Genomic DNA, 17,387 nt, shown 5'->3' with positions numbered 1-17,387 from the left:
GGAAAACTTGCTCGATTTCTTGTTCATTGCTCCATTCTCTCAAGAGTTGGAGCCTCCTCAAAATCCGGGGCGATTCACTCCTCTATGACGGTTTCGAGCGTATTGATCGGGAGGAGGAGCGTTTCGTCCTTCTGGAAATGCATCGAAAATTGCTCCAGCGCGGACTTTGTGCCAGAGAATTAACCGATAAGGATGTTCTTCTTGTATTTCCTACCTATTACAAGAGAAATCGTCCTCCGTTGAGCGGACATCCTGCAGTTGTTGTTAGTTACGAGTTTGACGGAGTGGTCGACGAGATTTATTCGACTTTGGTTGTAAGGTTGGATCACACAAACTATTTCAGGCGCCGCGATCTTTGGCAAGATGCTGCGGAGTTCGTGACGGAAAGTCAGAACATGCTTGGGGTTAAGGTGTCCCGTCGAGGAGGTGGATCGTCTGCAATCATTGAGGTCTACAGTGAGCCCGCCACCTTGATTGGGGAGCAGATTATCTTCCTAAAATACGTTCACGATCACCTGCTGCAGCGTGCTTCCAGCGTCACACGGAGACGGCACTATGCGTGTGCTTCCTGTGGGCACCCATGTGCTGATTTTGCTGCGGCAGCGAAGAGACGGGAGCTTGGAAAGGAAGATATTTCATGTGCGATGTGCGAGGCGCGTATTCCTCTCGTTGATGAACTGGAACGCCTTTATAGTTCCGACGACACGGATATTAAAGTTCGCCGTTTGGAAGGTGTCGTAAGCGAAGAACTAAACAACGAGAGCAGAGAGCGTCTACTGGTCGGAGAGGTGATATCAAATGTTGCCCTGGCGAATCAACTCTCGCGCGAAAAAAATGTCAGTGACCATGGTATCGATATGGAGATCGAGTTCCGGTGGGACGACAAAAATGCATCCGGTCAAATGATTTATTTACAGCTCAAGTCCGGAGACTCGTATTTGTACAGAAAGGCTGATGGAAAAGAGATTTTTACTATAAAAAATCCTCGTCACGCTGATTACTGGGCAAATCAAATGGCTCCCGTAATGCTTGTTCATAGATCTTCCGACGGTGTTATTAGGTGGATGGAGATTCGAAATTATTTGCGGGATGAGCGTGAGAAAGGAAAGGTTGTTAGGCAGATTGTATTTAAAGGTGAGCGCTTCGATGTTGATAGTATCTTGCGTTTGAGAAAGAACATATTGAGCAATAAATCATCGCAAAATGGAGGGTGATTTTTATGGGGGTTGGTAGATTGAGAAGGATGGTTTCTTGTTTTTATTTTTGGTGTGCGCGACGTCAGATTTTTTGGATGAGCGTATGCGTGATTAATTTAAATTGGCGCGCTGAGGATTTGCTGTGATTTGTATGGATTTCGGCGGAATTACTTAGGTTATATCGATAGAGTGCTGTCCTGCTGGGGGGCTCCCTCGCTTAGTACATTAAGGTGGCCTGTGGTTGCGCACATCATTCGGGCTGTTCGAGGGGCAGAAAGAGAACTTGGTTGCTGTGATGATTTTCAAAAAAATTAAATTTCTTGATGTTTCTTTGTGATTTTGGTGCGTGATTTTATGGGGGTGGGTGATTTATGATTGTTGAAGAGGTTGTTGTAAATAATTTTTGCTCCTGCTCGCATCTGAAAATTTCCCTGTCCGCGTTTAATCCTATCATTGGATATAATAATTCTGGGAAGTCCAATGTTTTGCGCGCAATTAATTGGTTGCTTAGAAAGTCGGTTTTGACAGAGCACGCTTTCCATAATGCCGCATTGCCTGTCACTGTTGAAGGGCTCATATCAAATGTTGATCTGACGTTGCTTCCTGAAAATCAGCGAGCCAGTCTGGGTAGGTGCTTGGATAATGGGAGGTTGAGATTTAGGCGGCGTCAGGACACTCCCGCCACTACTGCAGCTCAGATCCGGGTAGACGTCTTCGATTGGGGGGCGGGCGAGTGGGTTGTAAATCCAACTGGCCTTGATAACGCAATCGGTGTTCTTTTTCCCGAACCTTTATACATCGAGGCAATGGACGACGCTGCTGTTGATGTTGGGCGTTTTGCGGCCAGGAATACAATAGGTTTACTACTTAAGTTTTGCGTCGATCAAATTCGTGCGAACAATGCTCAGGCTTTGCAGGCAGTGCTTTCTGATATCAACGCGCTGAGCGGGCATCTTTCCGGTGGTGGGCGAATTCACGAGCTAGACACGCTTGAAGCTGATGCAACGAGCGCAGTGGCTGATTTTTTTCCGGGACTTTCGTTGCACCTAAATATTGAGCCTCCATCGCTCGAGGATCTGGTCAAGTCAGCCACGATCTCGTTATCCGACGATGCTGGGGTGAGTCGTCCATTTGCGTCATTTGGTCACGGTGCACAGCGATCTGTTCAGATGGCACTTATTAAACTTCTTGCATCACAGATTCATCAGCAGCGAGCAAATGGAGCAACAACGGTTCTTCTTATTGATGAGCCGGAGTTGTATTTGCATCCACAGGCAATTGAAGTTCTTCGGGAATCGCTCAAGGCATTATCGGCTCAAAATTTTCAAGTGATATTTTCCACTCACTCGCCGTTATTGATTGGTAACGATGTTCTCGGTACAAGCGTGGTTTATAAGGCGCAGCCTGAGGGATCGGTCGTGCGAAACAAGCTAAGCACCGCTGCGCAGGCTATTGCCCAACATCCGCACCAAGCGCAAGTAATATTTGCGCTTCAACACGCCACCTACCTGATGTTCTCGGAGAAGGTGTTGATCGTTGAGGGAAAGACGGAAATGATGGTCGTCCCTCCTATGTACAAGGTGGTGTCTAGACGTACGTTGGGCCAGGGGAGAGTTTGCTTGATTGAAGCCAGCGGTAGCGGTTCTGTCGCGCCGATGATCCGCGTTCTCAGGGAGGTGGGGTTCGCTCCCAAAGCTGCGGTTGATCTGGACTACATGTTTAAGACGGCACCGCAAACGGGCTTCATTAGTGATCAGGATCCGGATTTCGTATCTTGCCGAGATTGGTTTGTGGCTAATGCGGTGGCCAACAACTTCACGTTGGGAACCGATAATTTCCCGGCAAAGAGGGATGTTCGAGGGAATTTCTGTGTGGTTACCCCCGAGCATGCGTTCGCAATGCTTGCCCAAGCCAAGTCAGTCGAGATTGCTCGACTTGCACAACAACTTCGGGGTCACAACGTATGGGTTTGGGAGATGGGCGCGATCGAGGCTCATCTCGGCCTCGTAGCGAAGAACGATGCAACGCGTTTGGCGTTTATTTCTACGATGGAGATGAATGCAAACCTCGATCACTCTGCCGACGCCCAGAACCTAACGAACTTCATAAACTGGATCTAGCGGCCTGATCCCGCGCGGACGGAGGGAGTTGGGAATATCCGCCCCGTCGGCGTGCAATGGTTGGGCTACCCGGTGCGAAAATCGCGCTTTTGCGGAGCGCCGCAGAAAAAGTTGCGGAGCATTGTCGGCGAAGGTCAGTAACTACTACCGTGAAAACCAAGAAATTCTGGCGGAGGCGGTGAGATTCGAACTCACGGAAGGGTTACCCCTTCGCCGGTTTTCAAGACCGGTCCATTAAACCACTCTGGCACGCCTCCGGGGCGTTGCGCACGATGCTCGATCGTGGCCTGGGATGTCGTCAGGGGACGACTTGAGATGCGTGCGGTCCGGTGGAATCGGCGTCGGAGTCGTTTGCGCTCCAACGCAGGCCAGTACCGCACGGCAGCGCGCATTATACCTGCTCATCCCGTCATGTGAAGCCTTCCTGCGACCAAAATTGCCTCACACCCCGCTAATTTCCTGGGGTGACCCCCGTCCCCCTTGTCTTGTCACCGCCCGGCATGCATCATGCTTGAAGACGTGCGGTGTACGCCCCCGGTGTTACCGTGCGAGGCCAGACATGACCCGGAGACACCGCATGGATGCCGACACCTCCCGTGCCCCCGCCCAAGAGACGTCAAATGACGCCAGTGGCGAGCGCGTGACCCACGCGCCAAACAAGACCGCGACGCACCCGGCAAGCGCCGACTCGGCTGCCGCGCCCTTCACCTGGCAGATCCCCACGCTCTATAACATCGGCGTCGACGTCTGCGACAAATGGGCCGACGGCTCCAACCGCCTCGCACTCATCCACGAAAGCGCAGACGGTGCGCACGTCCGCCTCACGTTCGACGTCCTAAAACAACTCTCCAATCAACTCGCCAACGAATGGCGCGCCAACGGCGTCAAGGCCGGCGACCGCATCGGCATCTTCCTGCCGCAGTCGCCCGCCACACTCGTCGCCCATGTCGCCGCGTATAAGCTCGGCGCGATCGCCGTCCCGCTGTTCACCCTGTTTGGCCCCGAAGCACTCGCCTATCGCCTGCAAAACTCCGGCGCAGCCGTGCTCGTTACCGACCTCGCGAGCATCGGCAAGATCGACGACATCCGCGCCGAGCTTCCCGACCTGCGGCTCGTGTACGTCGTCCATGACGATCTGCCCGAAGCGCACCATCACGTTGCCGACGACGAAGACTGGGGCGTCGCCGAAGACGGACTGCTCGCGCTGTGGCCAGCGATCGCCTCACGCGATACGCACTTCGAACCCGTCCAGACCCGCGCCGACGCACCGGCCGTGATCATTTACACCTCCGGCACCACGGGCAAACCCAAGGGCGCGCTGCACGCTCATCGGGTGCTGCTCGGGCACTTGCCGGGCGTGGAGACGTCGCACAACGGATTCCCGCAGGAGGGCGATCTGATCTGGACGCCCGCCGACTGGGCATGGATCGGCGGGCTACTCGACGTTCTGCTGCCCGCGCTCCATCACGGCGTGCCAGTTCTGTCACGACGCTTCGAAAAGTTCGACCCGGTGGCCGCCTTTGATCTGATGGCGCGTCACGGCGTACGAAATACCTTCCTGCCGCCGACCGCGCTCAAGATGCTGCGCACTGTCGCATCGCCGCGCGACCATTGGCCGCTTCAACTGCGCTCTGTCGCCAGCGGCGGCGAATCGCTCGGCCCGGAATTGCTGGCGTGGGGACGGGAACACCTCGGCGTCGACATCAATGAGTTTTACGGGCAGACGGAATGCAATATGGTCGTCTCGTCTTGCGCCGCCGAATTCCCGGCGCTGCCCGGCGCTATCGGACGCGCCGTACGCGGGCACGACGTCACCATCGTCGATGACGACGGCACGCCGTTACCCACAGGGTCCGTTGGCAACATCGCCATTGCACGGCCCAACCCGGTCATGTTCCTCGGCTACTGGCACAACCCGGACGCCACCATGGACAAATACCGTGGCGACTTTCTGCTCACGGGCGATTCGGGATTCGTCGACGAGAACGGATACATTACCTTCACCGGCCGGTCGGATGACGTCATTACCAGCGCCGGTTATCGAATCGGGCCGGGACCGATCGAGGATTGCCTGATCCGGCATCCGTCGGTGCAGTTCGCTGCCGTGGTCGGCGAACCCGACGACCTGCGCACCGAGATCGTGAAGGCGTTCGTCGTACTGCGCGAAGGACATGAACCGTCGGACGCGCTGGCCAAGGAGATTCAGGACTTCGTCAAGCACCGACTTGCCGCGCACGAATACCCTCGCAAAGTCGTTTTCCTGCCGGAACTGCCGATGACCGTGACAGGCAAGATCATCCGCAAGGCCTTGCGGGAAATGGGGGCGGCGCTCGGGTAGGGCGACTGCAAAAAAACGGCGGGACATCCCGATGATGTCCCGCCGTTGTCATTTGCATCGTCGCTGGGCAATTACTTCTTGTGACCTTCCAGAAACATTCCTTGCAGGTCGTTCAGGAAGCGTTGTCCTAACTCGGTCGGGGCGATCCGTTGCGGATCGTCGACCAGCAAGCCCCTTTCGACCCCGGCGGCGAGCGCCTTGGCGATCTTCGCCATCGGCAATCCCGTGCGGTCGGCAAACAGCTCGCTCTTCACGCCATCGGTCAGACGCAGCGCATTGAGCATGAATTCGAACGGCAAATCACGCGCATCGACTTCGCGCTCTTCCTGAATCGCGTTACCAGCGGCCGCCGCCTCCATAAACCGCTGCGGATGCTTATGACGCACCTGACGCAGCACACGATGCGGGAACGAAATCTTGCTGTGCGCGCCAGCGCCGATGCCAAGATAGTCGCCGAACTCCCAATAATTCAGATTGTGCTTGGCGCGTCGATGCGGCTGGGCGTATGCCGACACCTCGTAGCGTCCGTAGCCCGCGGCCGCCGTTCGTTCGGCAATCCAGTCCTGCATGTCGGCCGACGTGTCGTCGTCCGGCACCGTCGGTGGATATTTGTGGAACTGCGTGTTGGGTTCGAGCGTGAGGTGATACAGCGACAGATGCGGCGGGGCGAACGAGATCGCCGTCTCCACATCCTGCTGACATTGCGCGAGCGTCTGGTTCGGCAGCGCAAACATCAGGTCGAGGTTGAAGTTGTCGAAATTCGCTTGCGCGATCTCGATGGCGTGACGGGCTTCGTTGCCGTCGTGAATACGGCCGAGCGCTTTCAGATGCTCGCTGTTGAAGCTCTGGATGCCGATGGACAGTCGGTTGATCCCGCTCGCACGGAAGCTGCGGAATTTGTCCGCTTCGAACGTGCCAGGGTTGGCTTCCATCGTGATTTCGGCATCGGCGTCGAGCGGCAGCAGGGCGCGCAGATCGGAGAGCAGACGATCCAGACCGGCTGCCGACAACAGACTCGGTGTGCCGCCACCGATGAAGACCGTATGCACCGGGCGTCCCCAAACCAGCGGCAACGCCTGTTCGAGATCCTGACGCAATGCATCCAGATAAGCCTGCTCGGGAAACGCCTGCGCGCCACCTTCGCCGCGCCACTCGTGCGAGTTGAAATCGCAGTAGGGGCACTTGCGCACACACCACGGGAAATGCACGTACAGCGACATCGGCGGCAGGGCCGGCAAACTGATCTTGCCGGGCCGCAGAAAGTTCTGCACGGGCAACGTGGATTCACTCATACGACTTACGCCTCCCGCCCCAGCTTTTCCAGCAGCACGCGCAACGCGCGAGCGCGGTGGCTATGGGCGTTTTTCACGGCGGGATCGAGTTCGGCAGCCGTCTGATTCAACGAGCGGATGAGGAAGTGCGGATCGTAGCCGAAGCCATGCGCGCCACGTGCATCGTCCACGATCTCGCCGTCCCAGCGCCCTTCGGCGATGATCGGCTGAGGATCTTCTGCGTGACGCACGAGCACGAGCGCAGCGAAGTAATACGCATCGCGATATCCCGGCGTGTCGGCGTGCGGGGCCAGTTGCTCGATCAGATGGCGGTTGTTCGCGGCATCCGACTTCTCGCGGCCGGCGCGCGCGGCATAACGCGCGGAATACACGCCAGGGGCACCGCCGAGGATCGGCACGCACAGGCCCGAGTCGTCGGCGAGCGCGGGCAGGCCGGTCGCCGCGGCGGCGTGGCGCGCCTTCGTCAACGCGTTTTCGATGAAAGTGACGTGCGGCTCTTCGGCCTCGGACACGCCGAGCATGCCCTGCGGCACCAGCTCGATGCCGAGCGGCGCGAACAACGACGCGAATTCGCGCAGCTTGCCCGGGTTGTTCGACGCCAGCACGATCTTCTGCATGGCCATCGTCAGACTCCCAACGCGCGCTTTTGCGCGTCGATCAACTGACGGATACCGGCGTCAGCCAGATCGAGCAACACATTGCTTTGCGCGCGCGTGAACGGCGCGCCTTCAGCCGTGCCTTGAATTTCGACGAAACCGCCTTCGCTCGTCATGATGACGTTCATGTCGGTGTCGCAGGCCGAGTCTTCGACATAGTTCAGATCGAGCACCGGCTGCCCTTGGTAAAGCCCGACGGAGACGGCCGCCACGTGCGCGCGAATGGGCGACGCTTCGAGCTTTCCGTCGGCGATGAGCTTCGAGACGGCGTCATGTGCGGCGACGAACGCGCCGGTGATCGACGCGCAACGCGTGCCGCCGTCTGCCTGAATGACGTCGCAGTCGATCTGAATGGTGCGCGGGCCGAACTTCTCAAGGTCGAACACGGCGCGCAGCGAGCGGCCGATCAGACGCTGAATTTCCTGCGTGCGTCCGCTTTGTTTGCCGCGTGCGGCTTCGCGGTCGCCACGGGTGTGCGTGGCGCGTGGCAGCATGCCGTATTCGGCGGTGAGCCAACCCTGGCCCGAGTCGCGCAGGAAACCCGGCACTTTCTCTTCGACGCTGGCCGTGCAGATGACCTTGGTCTCGCCGCACTCGATCAGCACGGAGCCTTCGGCGTAGCGGGTGTATTGGCGGGTGATGCGCACGGGGCGCAATGCGTCTTGCGCACGGCCGTCCGGGCGGGTGATTTGCGTCATGGATGAATGTCCTGCGAGGTGAATTTATGCGGCAATACCCGAATGGTATCGCTAAACGCCAAAAGCTTGGCGGCGCGCGCCGGTGTCGTGCGCGGAATCAGGAGCCTTGGGCCGGAAAATGCGATAATCCCGTTTCATCCATTGCATGCGAAACCGGTTGCTGCATCGCCACGCTTAAAAAGTGTCACGGCGCTGCGGTAGCGGTCACCCCGATGAAAGACAACAATATCTACAGTATGACCGGTTACGCCAGCGTCACGCGCGACATTGCGCATGCCGATGGAGCCGCAGGCGCGAGCGTGTCGGTCGAATTGCGTACGGTCAATTCGCGCTTCCTCGATCTGGCATTCCGCATGCCCGAAGAAGCGCGTGCGTGCGAGCCGTCGTTGCGCGAATCGCTGACTGCCAAGCTCTCGCGCGGCAAGGTCGATATCCGCATCAACGTGCAACGTCCCGAGAGCGGCACCAACGGTGCGCTCAATCTCGATGCCGTCAAGCAACTCGCCGATCTCGAACAGCAAGTCCTCGTTCATTTCCCCGATGCCGAACGCATGCGCACCGGTGAAATCCTGCGCTGGCCGGGCGTGCTCGGCGAAGAGTCGGTGACCGCCGAAGCGCTGCGCGATGCCGTGATCGATGCCGGTCGTGCGGCGATCGGTGATCTCGTCGACGTGCGCCGTCGCGAAGGTGCCCAACTCAAGGCCAGCCTGATCGAACGCATCGAGAAAATGGAGACGATTCTCACGGGCCTGCAACCGCTCGTGCCGGATCTGATCGCGCGCCATCAGCAGAAGATCGTCGATCGTCTGCAAGAAGCGTTGGGCGTGGTCGTGCCGGAAGGCTCGGCGGCACCTAGCAAGGAAGAAGTCGCGGAACGCATTCGTCAGGAAGTGACGATATATGGCGTGCGCATCGACGTTGCAGAAGAACTCACGCGACTCGACGCCCACCTGAAGGAAACCCGCCACATCCTCGATAAGGGAGGATTGGTCGGCAAACGGCTCGACTTCATGATGCAGGAGCTCAATCGCGAAGCGAATACGCTCGGCTCGAAAGCAGCCTCGAAGGAACTCGCCGATGCGTCGATGGAGCTCAAGCTCTACATCGAGCAGATGCGCGAGCAAGTGCAGAATCTGGAGTAAGTCGTATGTCCCCGCAATCACACGCCCCGCAACCCGCCTTGCATGCCGAGTATCCCGGCAATCTGTTCATGGTGGTCGCCCCCTCGGGCGCGGGCAAGTCCACGCTCGTCAACGCGCTGCTCGCGCAGGATAGCGACGTTCGTCTGTCGATTTCCTGCACGACGCGAGCACCGCGTGCCAACGAAGAAGAAGGCGTGCACTACAACTTCATCTCGGTCGATCAGTTTCTCGAACGCCGCAAGCGTGGCGAGTTTCTGGAAAGCGCCGAGGTGCACGGCAACTATTACGGCACGTCGCGCGTGTGGATCGAAGAGCAGATGCGCGAAGGCCGTGATGTGCTGCTGGAAATCGACTGGCAGGGCGCGCAGCAGGTACGCAAGCGCTTTTCGAACGCGGTCGGTATCTTCATTCTGCCGCCGTCCATCGAAGCGCTGGAAGAGCGCCTGAAGAAGCGCGGGACCGACGAGCCGAAGGTCATTGCACGCCGCTTGCTGGCGGCCGGCGGCGAGATCGCCCACGCGCCGGAAGCGGACTTCATCATCATCAATGACGAATTCCAGCGCGCGCTGGATCAATTGCAATCGGTGTTCACTGCGGTGCGTCTGCGATTTGCTTCGCAGTATGCGCGGCACAAGACGTTGTTCACAGATCTGGATATCCACGCGCCGAACGATCACGAGTAACACCGTCGCTTTCGCTGGCAGCGCTCGTGTTTTGCGCGAGCGCGCGCCGGCTGCGATAGAATACGCCTTATATTGAGAAGGAACCTCCTTATGGCCCGAATTACCGTTGAAGATTGCCTGAAACAAATTCCGAATCGCTTCGAGCTCGCCCTCGCCGCGACCTACCGCGCCCGCCAACTGGCGCAAGGTCATACGCCGAAGCTCGAGAACAACAAGGACAAGCCGACCGTCGTCGCGCTGCGCGAAATCGCAGCTGGGCAGGTGGGCATCGAGATGCTCAAGAAAGTGCCGCTCTGATCGGGAGACTGCACTGATGCGATGTGACGTTGCGGGCCGCTCGACGAAGCAGGTACATGTATGAGTCATGCGAAATCACCGGCCACGTCCATCGCTGCGGATGAACCCAAAGCGGGGGAGCCCAAGCCCGAGCGCAAGAAGAAAAAGGGCGAGAGCGCCACGCGACAGTACATCGACGCGCTGCTGGAGCAGTCCTATCGGCACCTCTTCGGTCCGACGGCAACGCCCGAGCAGCCGCGCAAGCACGAGGTCGTCTCGATCGCCCGTCTCAAGGGCATGCTTGGGGAGTACCTCAAGGAAAGCGACCTCGCGCAAATCAAAGAAGCCTTCCAGTTCAGCGATGAGGCCCACCTGGGTCAGTATCGCCAGAGCGGACAGCCTTACATCACCCATCCCGTTGCTGTAGCCGAGATCTGTGCCGAGTGGAAACTCGACGCACAGTCGATCATGGCTGCGCTATTGCATGACGTGATGGAAGATCAGGGCGTGACCAAGGCCGAACTCGCCGAGCGATTCGGACCGAAGGTCGCCGAACTGGTCGACGGCCTGTCGAAACTCGACAAGATGGAGTTTCGCAGCCGCGAAGAAGCGCAAGCCGAGAGCTTCCGCAAGATGCTGCTGGCGATGGCGCGCGACGTGCGCGTCATTCTCGTCAAGCTGGCCGACCGCTTGCACAACATGCGCACGCTGGGCGTGACGTCGACGGAAAAGCAGCGCCGCGTGGCGCGCGAAACGCTCGACATCTATGCGCCGATTGCGCACCGCCTCGGCTTGAACAATACCTATCGCGAACTTCAGGATCTGAGCTTCGCGAATTACCATCCACGTCGTTACGCCGTGCTCGACAAGGCGGTGAAGGCCGCGCGCGGCAACCGGCGCGAGGTGGTCGGCAAGATTCTCGACGCCGTCGAGAAAGCCCTGAAAGACGGCGAAGTCAGTGCCGACGTTTTCGGCCGCGAGAAGACGCTCTTCAGCATCTATACGAAGATGCAGGAAAAGCAGTTGTCGTTCTCGCAGGTGCTGGACGTCTACGGCTTCCGTGTCGTCGTCGAGTCGAACGCGCAGTGTTATCTCGCGCTCGGCGTGCTGCACGCGCTCTACAAGCCCGTACCGGGCAAGTTCAAGGACTACATCGCGATTCCGAAGGTCAACGGCTATCAGTCGTTGCACACGACGCTTGTCGGCCCCTTCGGCACGCCCATCGAATTCCAGATTCGCACGCGCCGCATGCATGAGATTGCGGAAGCGGGCGTGGCCGCGCACTGGCTGTACAAGAACGGCGGCGCGGACATGAACGACGTGCAGAAGCATGCACACCAGTGGCTCCAGTCGCTGCTCGATATTCAGAGCGAGACGGGCGACTCCACGGAATTCCTCGAACACGTCAAGATCGACCTGTTCCCCGACGCCGTCTACGTCTTCACCCCGAAGGCGCGCATCATGGCGCTGCCGCGTGGTGCAACGGCACTCGATTTCGCTTATTCGGTCCACAGCGATCTGGGCAACCAGTGCGTGGCCGTCAAGATCAACAACGAGTTGCTGCCGCTTCGCACCGAACTGAAGAATGGCGACATCGTGGAAGTCATTACCGCGCCGTATTCGAAGCCGAACCCTGTGTGGCTCGGTTTCGTGCGTACCGGCAAGGCGCGCTCGGCCATTCGTCATTATCTGAAGACGATGCGCTTCGCCGAGTCGGTACAGCTTGGCGAGCGTCTGGTCGAGCAGGCGCTCAAGGGTTACGGCCTGACGATGAGCGAGATCTCGCCGGAGATCTGGGACAAGCTCGCGCAGTGGACGGGCAACAAGGATCGTCAGGACATCTTTGCCGACATCGGTCTGGGACGTCGTGTCGCGGCCGTGATGGCCAAACGTCTCGCGGTGCTCACCTCGGGCAAGGAAGGCGAGAACGACGACAGCCCGGACGATCCCGATTCGCCGCGTACGGGCGACGAGAACGTCGGCCCGCCGGTGCTCATCACGGGCACGGAAGGCATGTCGGTGCAATTCTCGGCGTGCTGCCGACCGATTCCGGGCGACGCCATCATGGGCTACATCGGCATCGGGCTGGGCATGGCGATCCACACCACGGACTGCCCGGTCGCGCGCCGCATCCATCGCAAGGATCCGACCCGCTGGATCGACGTGGCGTGGGCACCGCAGCCGGGGCGTCTGTTCGACGTCGGCATCAAGGTGTTGGTGCATCACAACCGCGGCGTGTTCTCGCGTGTGGCGGCCGATATCACGGCGTCCGACGCGAACATCGTGCACATCGGGATGGACGAAGTGGTGCCGGACGAATCCGCCACGCTACGCTTCCTCATTCAGGTGAGCGACCGCGTGCATCTGGCTAACGTGATGCGCCGCATCCGTGTGAATCCGGACGTCATGCGCGTGGCGCGAGAGCGTCCGAGCGAGCGGCATCAAGAAGATGTGCATGCCAATCACGCCATGCGCATTTCGCGCGAACGCGGCAACTACTGATTTGCGGTATCGACACTATGCAAAACGCCTCCCTCGGGAGGCGTTTTGCATAGTGTCGAATGGCGCGCGATGCGCTTACTCGGACGGCGGGTAGCGCACGTCGAGAATCTCGATCTGATCGAGCCCGGCCGGTGTGCGCAACGGCACAGTGTCGCCGATCTTCGATTTGGTGATGGCGCGGGCGATGGGCGAGATCCAGCTCACGTGCCCACGGTCGAGATCCACTTCGTCGATGCCGACGATCATGATCGTATGCTCGTCTCCCTTGCCGTCGGCATAAGTGACTTCCGCACCGAAAAACACCTGATCGACGTTCTCCTGACGACGCGTGTCCACCACCTCCGCATTATCCAGACGCTTCGTCAGAAAGCGAATCCGCCGGTCGATCTCACGCAGACGTCGTTTGCCGTAGATGTAATCGCCATTCTCCGAACGGTCGCCGTTGGACGCCGCCCAAGACACGATCTTCACCACCTCAGGGCGTTGATTATCGATGAGATCCAGCATCTCATCCTTCAGACGACGGTAGCCTGTGGGCGTGATGTAGTTCTTGGTGCCCGCAGGAATCTCCGGCGCGCCTGCGTCGAGATCGTCATCGTCGTCGCCGTTATCTTCCTTGACGAAGGCCTTGTTCATAAGTCGATGCCCGCGACGCGCGCGAGCCAAAAGCGTTAGACAATCCTTGCATTATAGGAGCGATATCGCAGGAACATGTGCGCCACCCCATTTTCGCGGTGGCAACCATCATGCCGAGGTGTCATGGAGCGCGCCCGCAATGTCCTCTACAATCGGGCGACAGCACCCCAGATGAACGCCACACTTCTTCAAAAGTGTCGAACGCAGGAGAACCGCGCCATGACCGATTCCACGAGTCCCTTCCTTGCCGTGCTCAAGCCGCATCTGAGCGATATCGGCGCTTTCACCGTGCAGCGTAGTCTGCCGAGCCTGCCGTTCAAGACCGTCGGGCCATTCATCTTCTTCGACCACATGGGGCCTGCAACGCTGCCGCCCGGTGTGGGGCTGGACGTGCGTCCGCACCCACACATCGGGTTGGCGACCGTCACGTATCTGTTCGACGGCGAAATCTGGCACCGCGACAGCCTTGGCAGCGATCAACGCATCACGCCGGGCGCGGTGAACTGGATGACGGCGGGACGGGGCATCGTGCATTCGGAGCGTTCGCCGGACGACGTACGCGCGCGTGGTGGTGACGTCCACGGCATTCAGACGTGGGTTGCGTTGCCACAGGCCGACGAGGAGACCGCGCCGTCGTTTGCGCATCACGAGGCGTCGTCGCTGCCGGACATCTTCCTGCCAGGCGTACATATGCGTCTGATCCTCGGTGAAGCGTTCGGCGAGAAGGCCCCGGTGAAAGTGTTCTCGCCAATCTTCTATCTCGCGGTCGAGATGGAACCGTGCGCGGCGTTCGTGCTGCCGCCGGAGTACGCCGAGCGCGCCGTCTACACGGTGCAGGGCGAGGTGACGGTGAACGACGATGCCTTGCCCGAGCATCGGATGGGCGTGCTCGCTCCGGGGGGCGACGTGCGCATCGTGGCCGGTGATCGACCCGCGCGGCTGATGCTGCTCGGTGGTGCGCCGCTCGACGGCGAGCGCTTCATCTTCTGGAACTTTGTGTCGTCGAGCCGTGAGCGCATCGAGCAGGCGAAGGCTGCCTGGACGGCGCAGGAAATGGGCAAGGTGCCCGGTGAGACGGAATGGATTCCATTGCCGGAGCGCAAGCCGTCGGCGAACTGAGTTTCATCGCAGTAAGCGCGAAGAACACCTGTTGACGGTCCGCCGCAACAGGTGTTCTTCATTGGAGTGCCCTGATGCGTCAAGCACTCAGCACGATCACGGAACAACGCCGTTCTTCCAGCAAACGATGGGAGACGGCACCGAAGTTGAGACGGTCGCCGAAGCGCGGTTGCACGCCGAGCACGAGCAGGTTGTGTTTGCCGTGGTGGATCTGATGCAGGATGGCGTCGTCGACCTTGCCGCCTGCGAGCAGACGTGTGCGCAGCTTCACGCCGTTGCGCTCGGCCAGCGAGTGTAGATTTTCCAGCATGGCGGCTTCGGCAGCGTCCGGACGCAACACACGCGGACGCCACCGGCGGTGCAGCATGCCCGGTGCCACGCGCGCCGAGACATGCAGCGCGGTGACCGGCGCGTTCGCTGCGCGCGCGAGAGTGATCGCCAGTTCGGCCGCATGCCGCGAATAGTCGGTGCCCGAGACCGGCACGAGGATGTTGAGCGGTGCATCCGGCTGGCGAGCGTGGTCGCCATGTGCGAGCACAATGGCGATGGCCCCGTCGAATGCCTTGGTCAGCGGCAGCACGCCTGTCGGCAGGGGGAGCGGGGGGACGTCCGAGTCCGACTCCTTGCCCGGCGCGTCGAACCCTGCAATGACGAAGCCGTAGCCCTTGGCGATTTCGTCGGAGATGCGAACCGCTTCGTCGCTGCTCTCCGGCTGCGCCGCTTCCTGTTCGCGTGCGGTGTCGGACGGATCGTCTGCGACGAATTCACCTTCCTCCTTCGCGTCGCTCACACGCTTATCGTCATGCGCTTCGCCGACGGGTTCATGCTTCGGGGCGGCTTTGGAAGACGTTTCGTCGGTCGGTGTTTCGTCTTCGCCTTCCTTGACAGGACCGTGCGGCAGTTCCGGCGTTTTCTGAGGCGCTTTGCCCGTGCGCTCGCGCAGCACCAGACGTGCGGCCTCGCGTTCCTTCTCGCCCGGCTTGACGGGTTTGTCTTCTTCCACGCCCGGCGTGCCCGGGGCGCGGCTCACCGTGTGCGTGGCGGCGGCAAGCGCGATCTCATAGGCATCGAGCCCAGCGCATTCGCCCGCGTCGACGGCGGCGCTGTTATCGGTCGAAGCAGGTGCAGGGGCGAGCACCGTAGTCAGTGTGCCGCGCACACCGGCCGTCAGCCCGGCGATCCACGCGGCGAAGCGTCCGTTGGCGCTGCCGTCGACCGCCGTCAGAATGCGCTCGACGTTCGGCAGGAAGTCCTTCTCCTCGGCGGCCTCCTTTTCAAGCCGTGCTTTTTCTTCGGCAGACAGCGGAATACGCACGAGCGCCCGGCGCAGCACCGGCGGCATGATGAGCGTGGTGATGAGCGCCATGATGACGATCATGGTGAACAGGTCCTTGCTCAGCACACCGAGCGACAACCCGATGCTCGCGACGATGATCTCGGTGGAGCCTCGCGCGTTCATGCCGGTGGCCAGCGCAAGCGCTTCCGCCGAGGACATCCCGCCCAGACGTCCACCGATAAAGCATCCCGTGAATTTCCCGATGCTCGCGATCAGGATCAGTCCGGCCACCAGCCCGAGCATTCGCCAGTCGAACAGAATCGTCAGGTCCACCGACAAGCCCGCCACGCCGAAGAACACGGGCGCAAAGAGCGCAACGATCAGCCCGCGCAACTGCGCTTCGATCTGTTCGCTCAGAATGGGCGACTGCCCGATCATCACCCCGGCCATGAACGCGCCCAGCGCTGTGTGCACGCCCAGTTTGTCGGTCGCGAGCGCCAGCACGAAGGTGATGACCAGAATCGCGCTGAGCACCGGCATCTCGACGGTGAAGCGGTCGTTCGTCCAGCGAATGGCCACGGCCACGGCGCGCTTGCCGACGGTAAAGCACAGCACGATGAACAGCAGCGTGCCGCCGAGGCTGAACGTCAGATGGCCGAGGTCGACCGAACCGCTGGCCCCCAGGCCTGCGATGGCGGCGATGATGATCCAGCCGGTGGTGTCGTCGAGAATGGCTGCGGCGAGGATGATCTGGCCGATGTTGCGGCGCAGATAATCGACTTCGCGAATGACCATCGCCACGACCTTGACAGACGAAATCGACAGGGCCGTGCCGAGAAAGAGCGACGTGACGAGCCGCGCTTCCGGATGCGGCAGCAGGTTGTCGGGCAGATGCCACCCGAGCGCGAAACCGCAGGCGAACGGAATCAGCATGCCGCCCGCCGACGCAAAGATGGCCATGCGCTTCATGCGTCGCACGAGCCCCAGATCCGTCTCCAGCCCGGTGGACAGCAGAAGCAGCAGCACGCCCAGCTCGGAGACGGCGTCGAGCATCTTTTTCTGCGTTTCGTTGTCGGGAAAGACGGCGTGTTGCCAGGCGGGCATCAGCGCGCCGAAGATGGACGGGCCGAGCAGCACCCCCGCGAGTAACTGGCCCATGACTGCTGGCTGACGCAGCCGTTGCATGACCTCGCCGAGCAGACGGCCGACGAGTACCAGCAAGAGAAGTTGGGTAAAGAAGATCGCCGTGCCGTGGCCTGCGTGCATGTGCCTCCCTGCCCGTCGTTGGACGTTAGGATTGTAGGACTGCCGGGGCAAACCGTGAAAACTACGAAATCCACGAGAGCGGCGGTCCGCAGGCGCGTGGCCGGGACGGGAACCCGGGGGCGCTTTGGCGCGTCCGTACCGATTTGCCCAGATTTGCGATTACCATGCTTCAAGCTGGCGGCTGTTT

At 60.0% G+C, this 17,387-nt stretch carries 13 protein-coding genes and 1 tRNA gene; 8 read left to right on the top strand and 6 right to left on the bottom strand.

Translation table 11 applies throughout. The features are described 5' to 3' along the window. The coding region (locus tag PAN31117_RS05635; protein WP_217429633.1) for a DUF4365 domain-containing protein at positions 1-1,214 on the top strand (1,214 nt) is incomplete at its 5' end. 353 nt (positions 1,215-1,567) lie between these two features. Next, positions 1,568-3,316 carry an ATP-dependent nuclease gene (locus tag PAN31117_RS05630; RefSeq protein ID WP_150737306.1) on the top strand — a complete coding sequence of 583 codons (1,749 nt, stop codon included), beginning with the start codon at positions 1,568-1,570 and terminating at the stop codon, positions 3,314-3,316. A gap of 167 nt (positions 3,317-3,483) precedes the next feature. On the opposite strand, the gene PAN31117_RS05625 is transcribed toward PAN31117_RS05630, so the two are convergent. Beyond that, positions 3,484-3,573: transfer RNA gene (locus tag PAN31117_RS05625), tRNA-Ser, on the bottom strand. A 320-nt stretch (positions 3,574-3,893) separates the two neighbouring features. Between PAN31117_RS05625 and PAN31117_RS05620 the strand changes: the two genes are divergently transcribed. Beyond that, a complete protein-coding gene (locus PAN31117_RS05620) occupies positions 3,894-5,654 on the top strand; it encodes an acyl-CoA synthetase (protein ID WP_150737305.1) in 1,761 nt (586 codons plus the stop codon). A gap of 71 nt (positions 5,655-5,725) precedes the next feature. Here the strand turns inward: PAN31117_RS05620 and hemW are convergent, their stop codons facing one another. The 3 genes from hemW to rph are packed head-to-tail and all read right to left on the bottom strand — an operon-like array spanning position 5,726 to position 8,300. Further along, positions 5,726-6,946 carry a radical SAM family heme chaperone HemW gene (gene hemW, locus PAN31117_RS05615; RefSeq protein WP_150737304.1) on the bottom strand — a complete coding sequence of 407 codons (1,221 nt, stop codon included), beginning with the start codon at positions 6,944-6,946 and terminating at the stop codon, positions 5,726-5,728. A gap of 5 nt (positions 6,947-6,951) precedes the next feature. Further along, positions 6,952-7,569, bottom strand: a complete 618-nt coding sequence (gene rdgB, locus PAN31117_RS05610; protein WP_150737303.1) for an RdgB/HAM1 family non-canonical purine NTP pyrophosphatase — start codon at positions 7,567-7,569, stop codon at positions 6,952-6,954. A 2-nt stretch (positions 7,570-7,571) separates the two neighbouring features. Further along, a complete protein-coding gene (gene rph, locus PAN31117_RS05605) occupies positions 7,572-8,300 on the bottom strand; it encodes a ribonuclease PH (RefSeq protein ID WP_046292365.1) in 729 nt (242 codons plus the stop codon). Positions 8,301-8,512: 212 nt separating this feature from the next. Between rph and PAN31117_RS05600 the strand changes: the two genes are divergently transcribed. The 4 genes from PAN31117_RS05600 to PAN31117_RS05585 all read left to right on the top strand — a co-directional run bounded on the left by PAN31117_RS05600 (position 8,513) and on the right by PAN31117_RS05585 (position 12,903). Next, positions 8,513-9,442: a YicC/YloC family endoribonuclease gene (locus tag PAN31117_RS05600; RefSeq protein ID WP_174990839.1), complete on the top strand. Its 930-nt coding sequence runs from the start codon at positions 8,513-8,515 to the stop codon at positions 9,440-9,442. Between the two features lie 5 nt (positions 9,443-9,447). Then, positions 9,448-10,125: a guanylate kinase gene (gmk, locus tag PAN31117_RS05595; RefSeq protein ID WP_039397580.1), complete on the top strand. Its 678-nt coding sequence runs from the start codon at positions 9,448-9,450 to the stop codon at positions 10,123-10,125. Positions 10,126-10,215: 90 nt separating this feature from the next. Beyond that, positions 10,216-10,422: a DNA-directed RNA polymerase subunit omega gene (gene rpoZ / locus PAN31117_RS05590; protein WP_039397582.1), complete on the top strand. Its 207-nt coding sequence runs from the start codon at positions 10,216-10,218 to the stop codon at positions 10,420-10,422. 60 nt (positions 10,423-10,482) lie between these two features. Continuing rightward, positions 10,483-12,903, top strand: coding sequence for a RelA/SpoT family protein (locus tag PAN31117_RS05585; protein WP_150737302.1), 2,421 nt, complete (start codon positions 10,483-10,485; stop codon positions 12,901-12,903). A 75-nt stretch (positions 12,904-12,978) separates the two neighbouring features. Here PAN31117_RS05585 and greB read toward each other — a convergent pair whose 3' ends face one another. Next, positions 12,979-13,539 carry a transcription elongation factor GreB gene (gene greB / locus PAN31117_RS05580; protein WP_150737301.1) on the bottom strand — a complete coding sequence of 187 codons (561 nt, stop codon included), beginning with the start codon at positions 13,537-13,539 and terminating at the stop codon, positions 12,979-12,981. A gap of 219 nt (positions 13,540-13,758) precedes the next feature. Here greB and PAN31117_RS05575 point away from each other — a divergent pair, with 219 nt between their 5' ends. Then, positions 13,759-14,658 carry a pirin family protein gene (locus PAN31117_RS05575; RefSeq protein ID WP_150737300.1) on the top strand — a complete coding sequence of 300 codons (900 nt, stop codon included), beginning with the start codon at positions 13,759-13,761 and terminating at the stop codon, positions 14,656-14,658. Positions 14,659-14,737: 79 nt separating this feature from the next. On the opposite strand, the gene PAN31117_RS27035 is transcribed toward PAN31117_RS05575, so the two are convergent. Then, positions 14,738-17,200 carry a cation:proton antiporter domain-containing protein gene (locus PAN31117_RS27035; protein ID WP_174990838.1) on the bottom strand — a complete coding sequence of 821 codons (2,463 nt, stop codon included), beginning with the start codon at positions 17,198-17,200 and terminating at the stop codon, positions 14,738-14,740. Between the last annotated feature and the right edge of the window lie 187 nt (positions 17,201-17,387).

This window comes from Pandoraea anapnoica (assembly GCF_902459765.1).
Classification (GTDB): Bacteria; Pseudomonadota; Gammaproteobacteria; order Burkholderiales; family Burkholderiaceae; genus Pandoraea; species Pandoraea anapnoica.
Note: the sequence above shows the minus strand (reverse complement) of the source record. Positions and strands in the feature narration are given on the sequence as shown.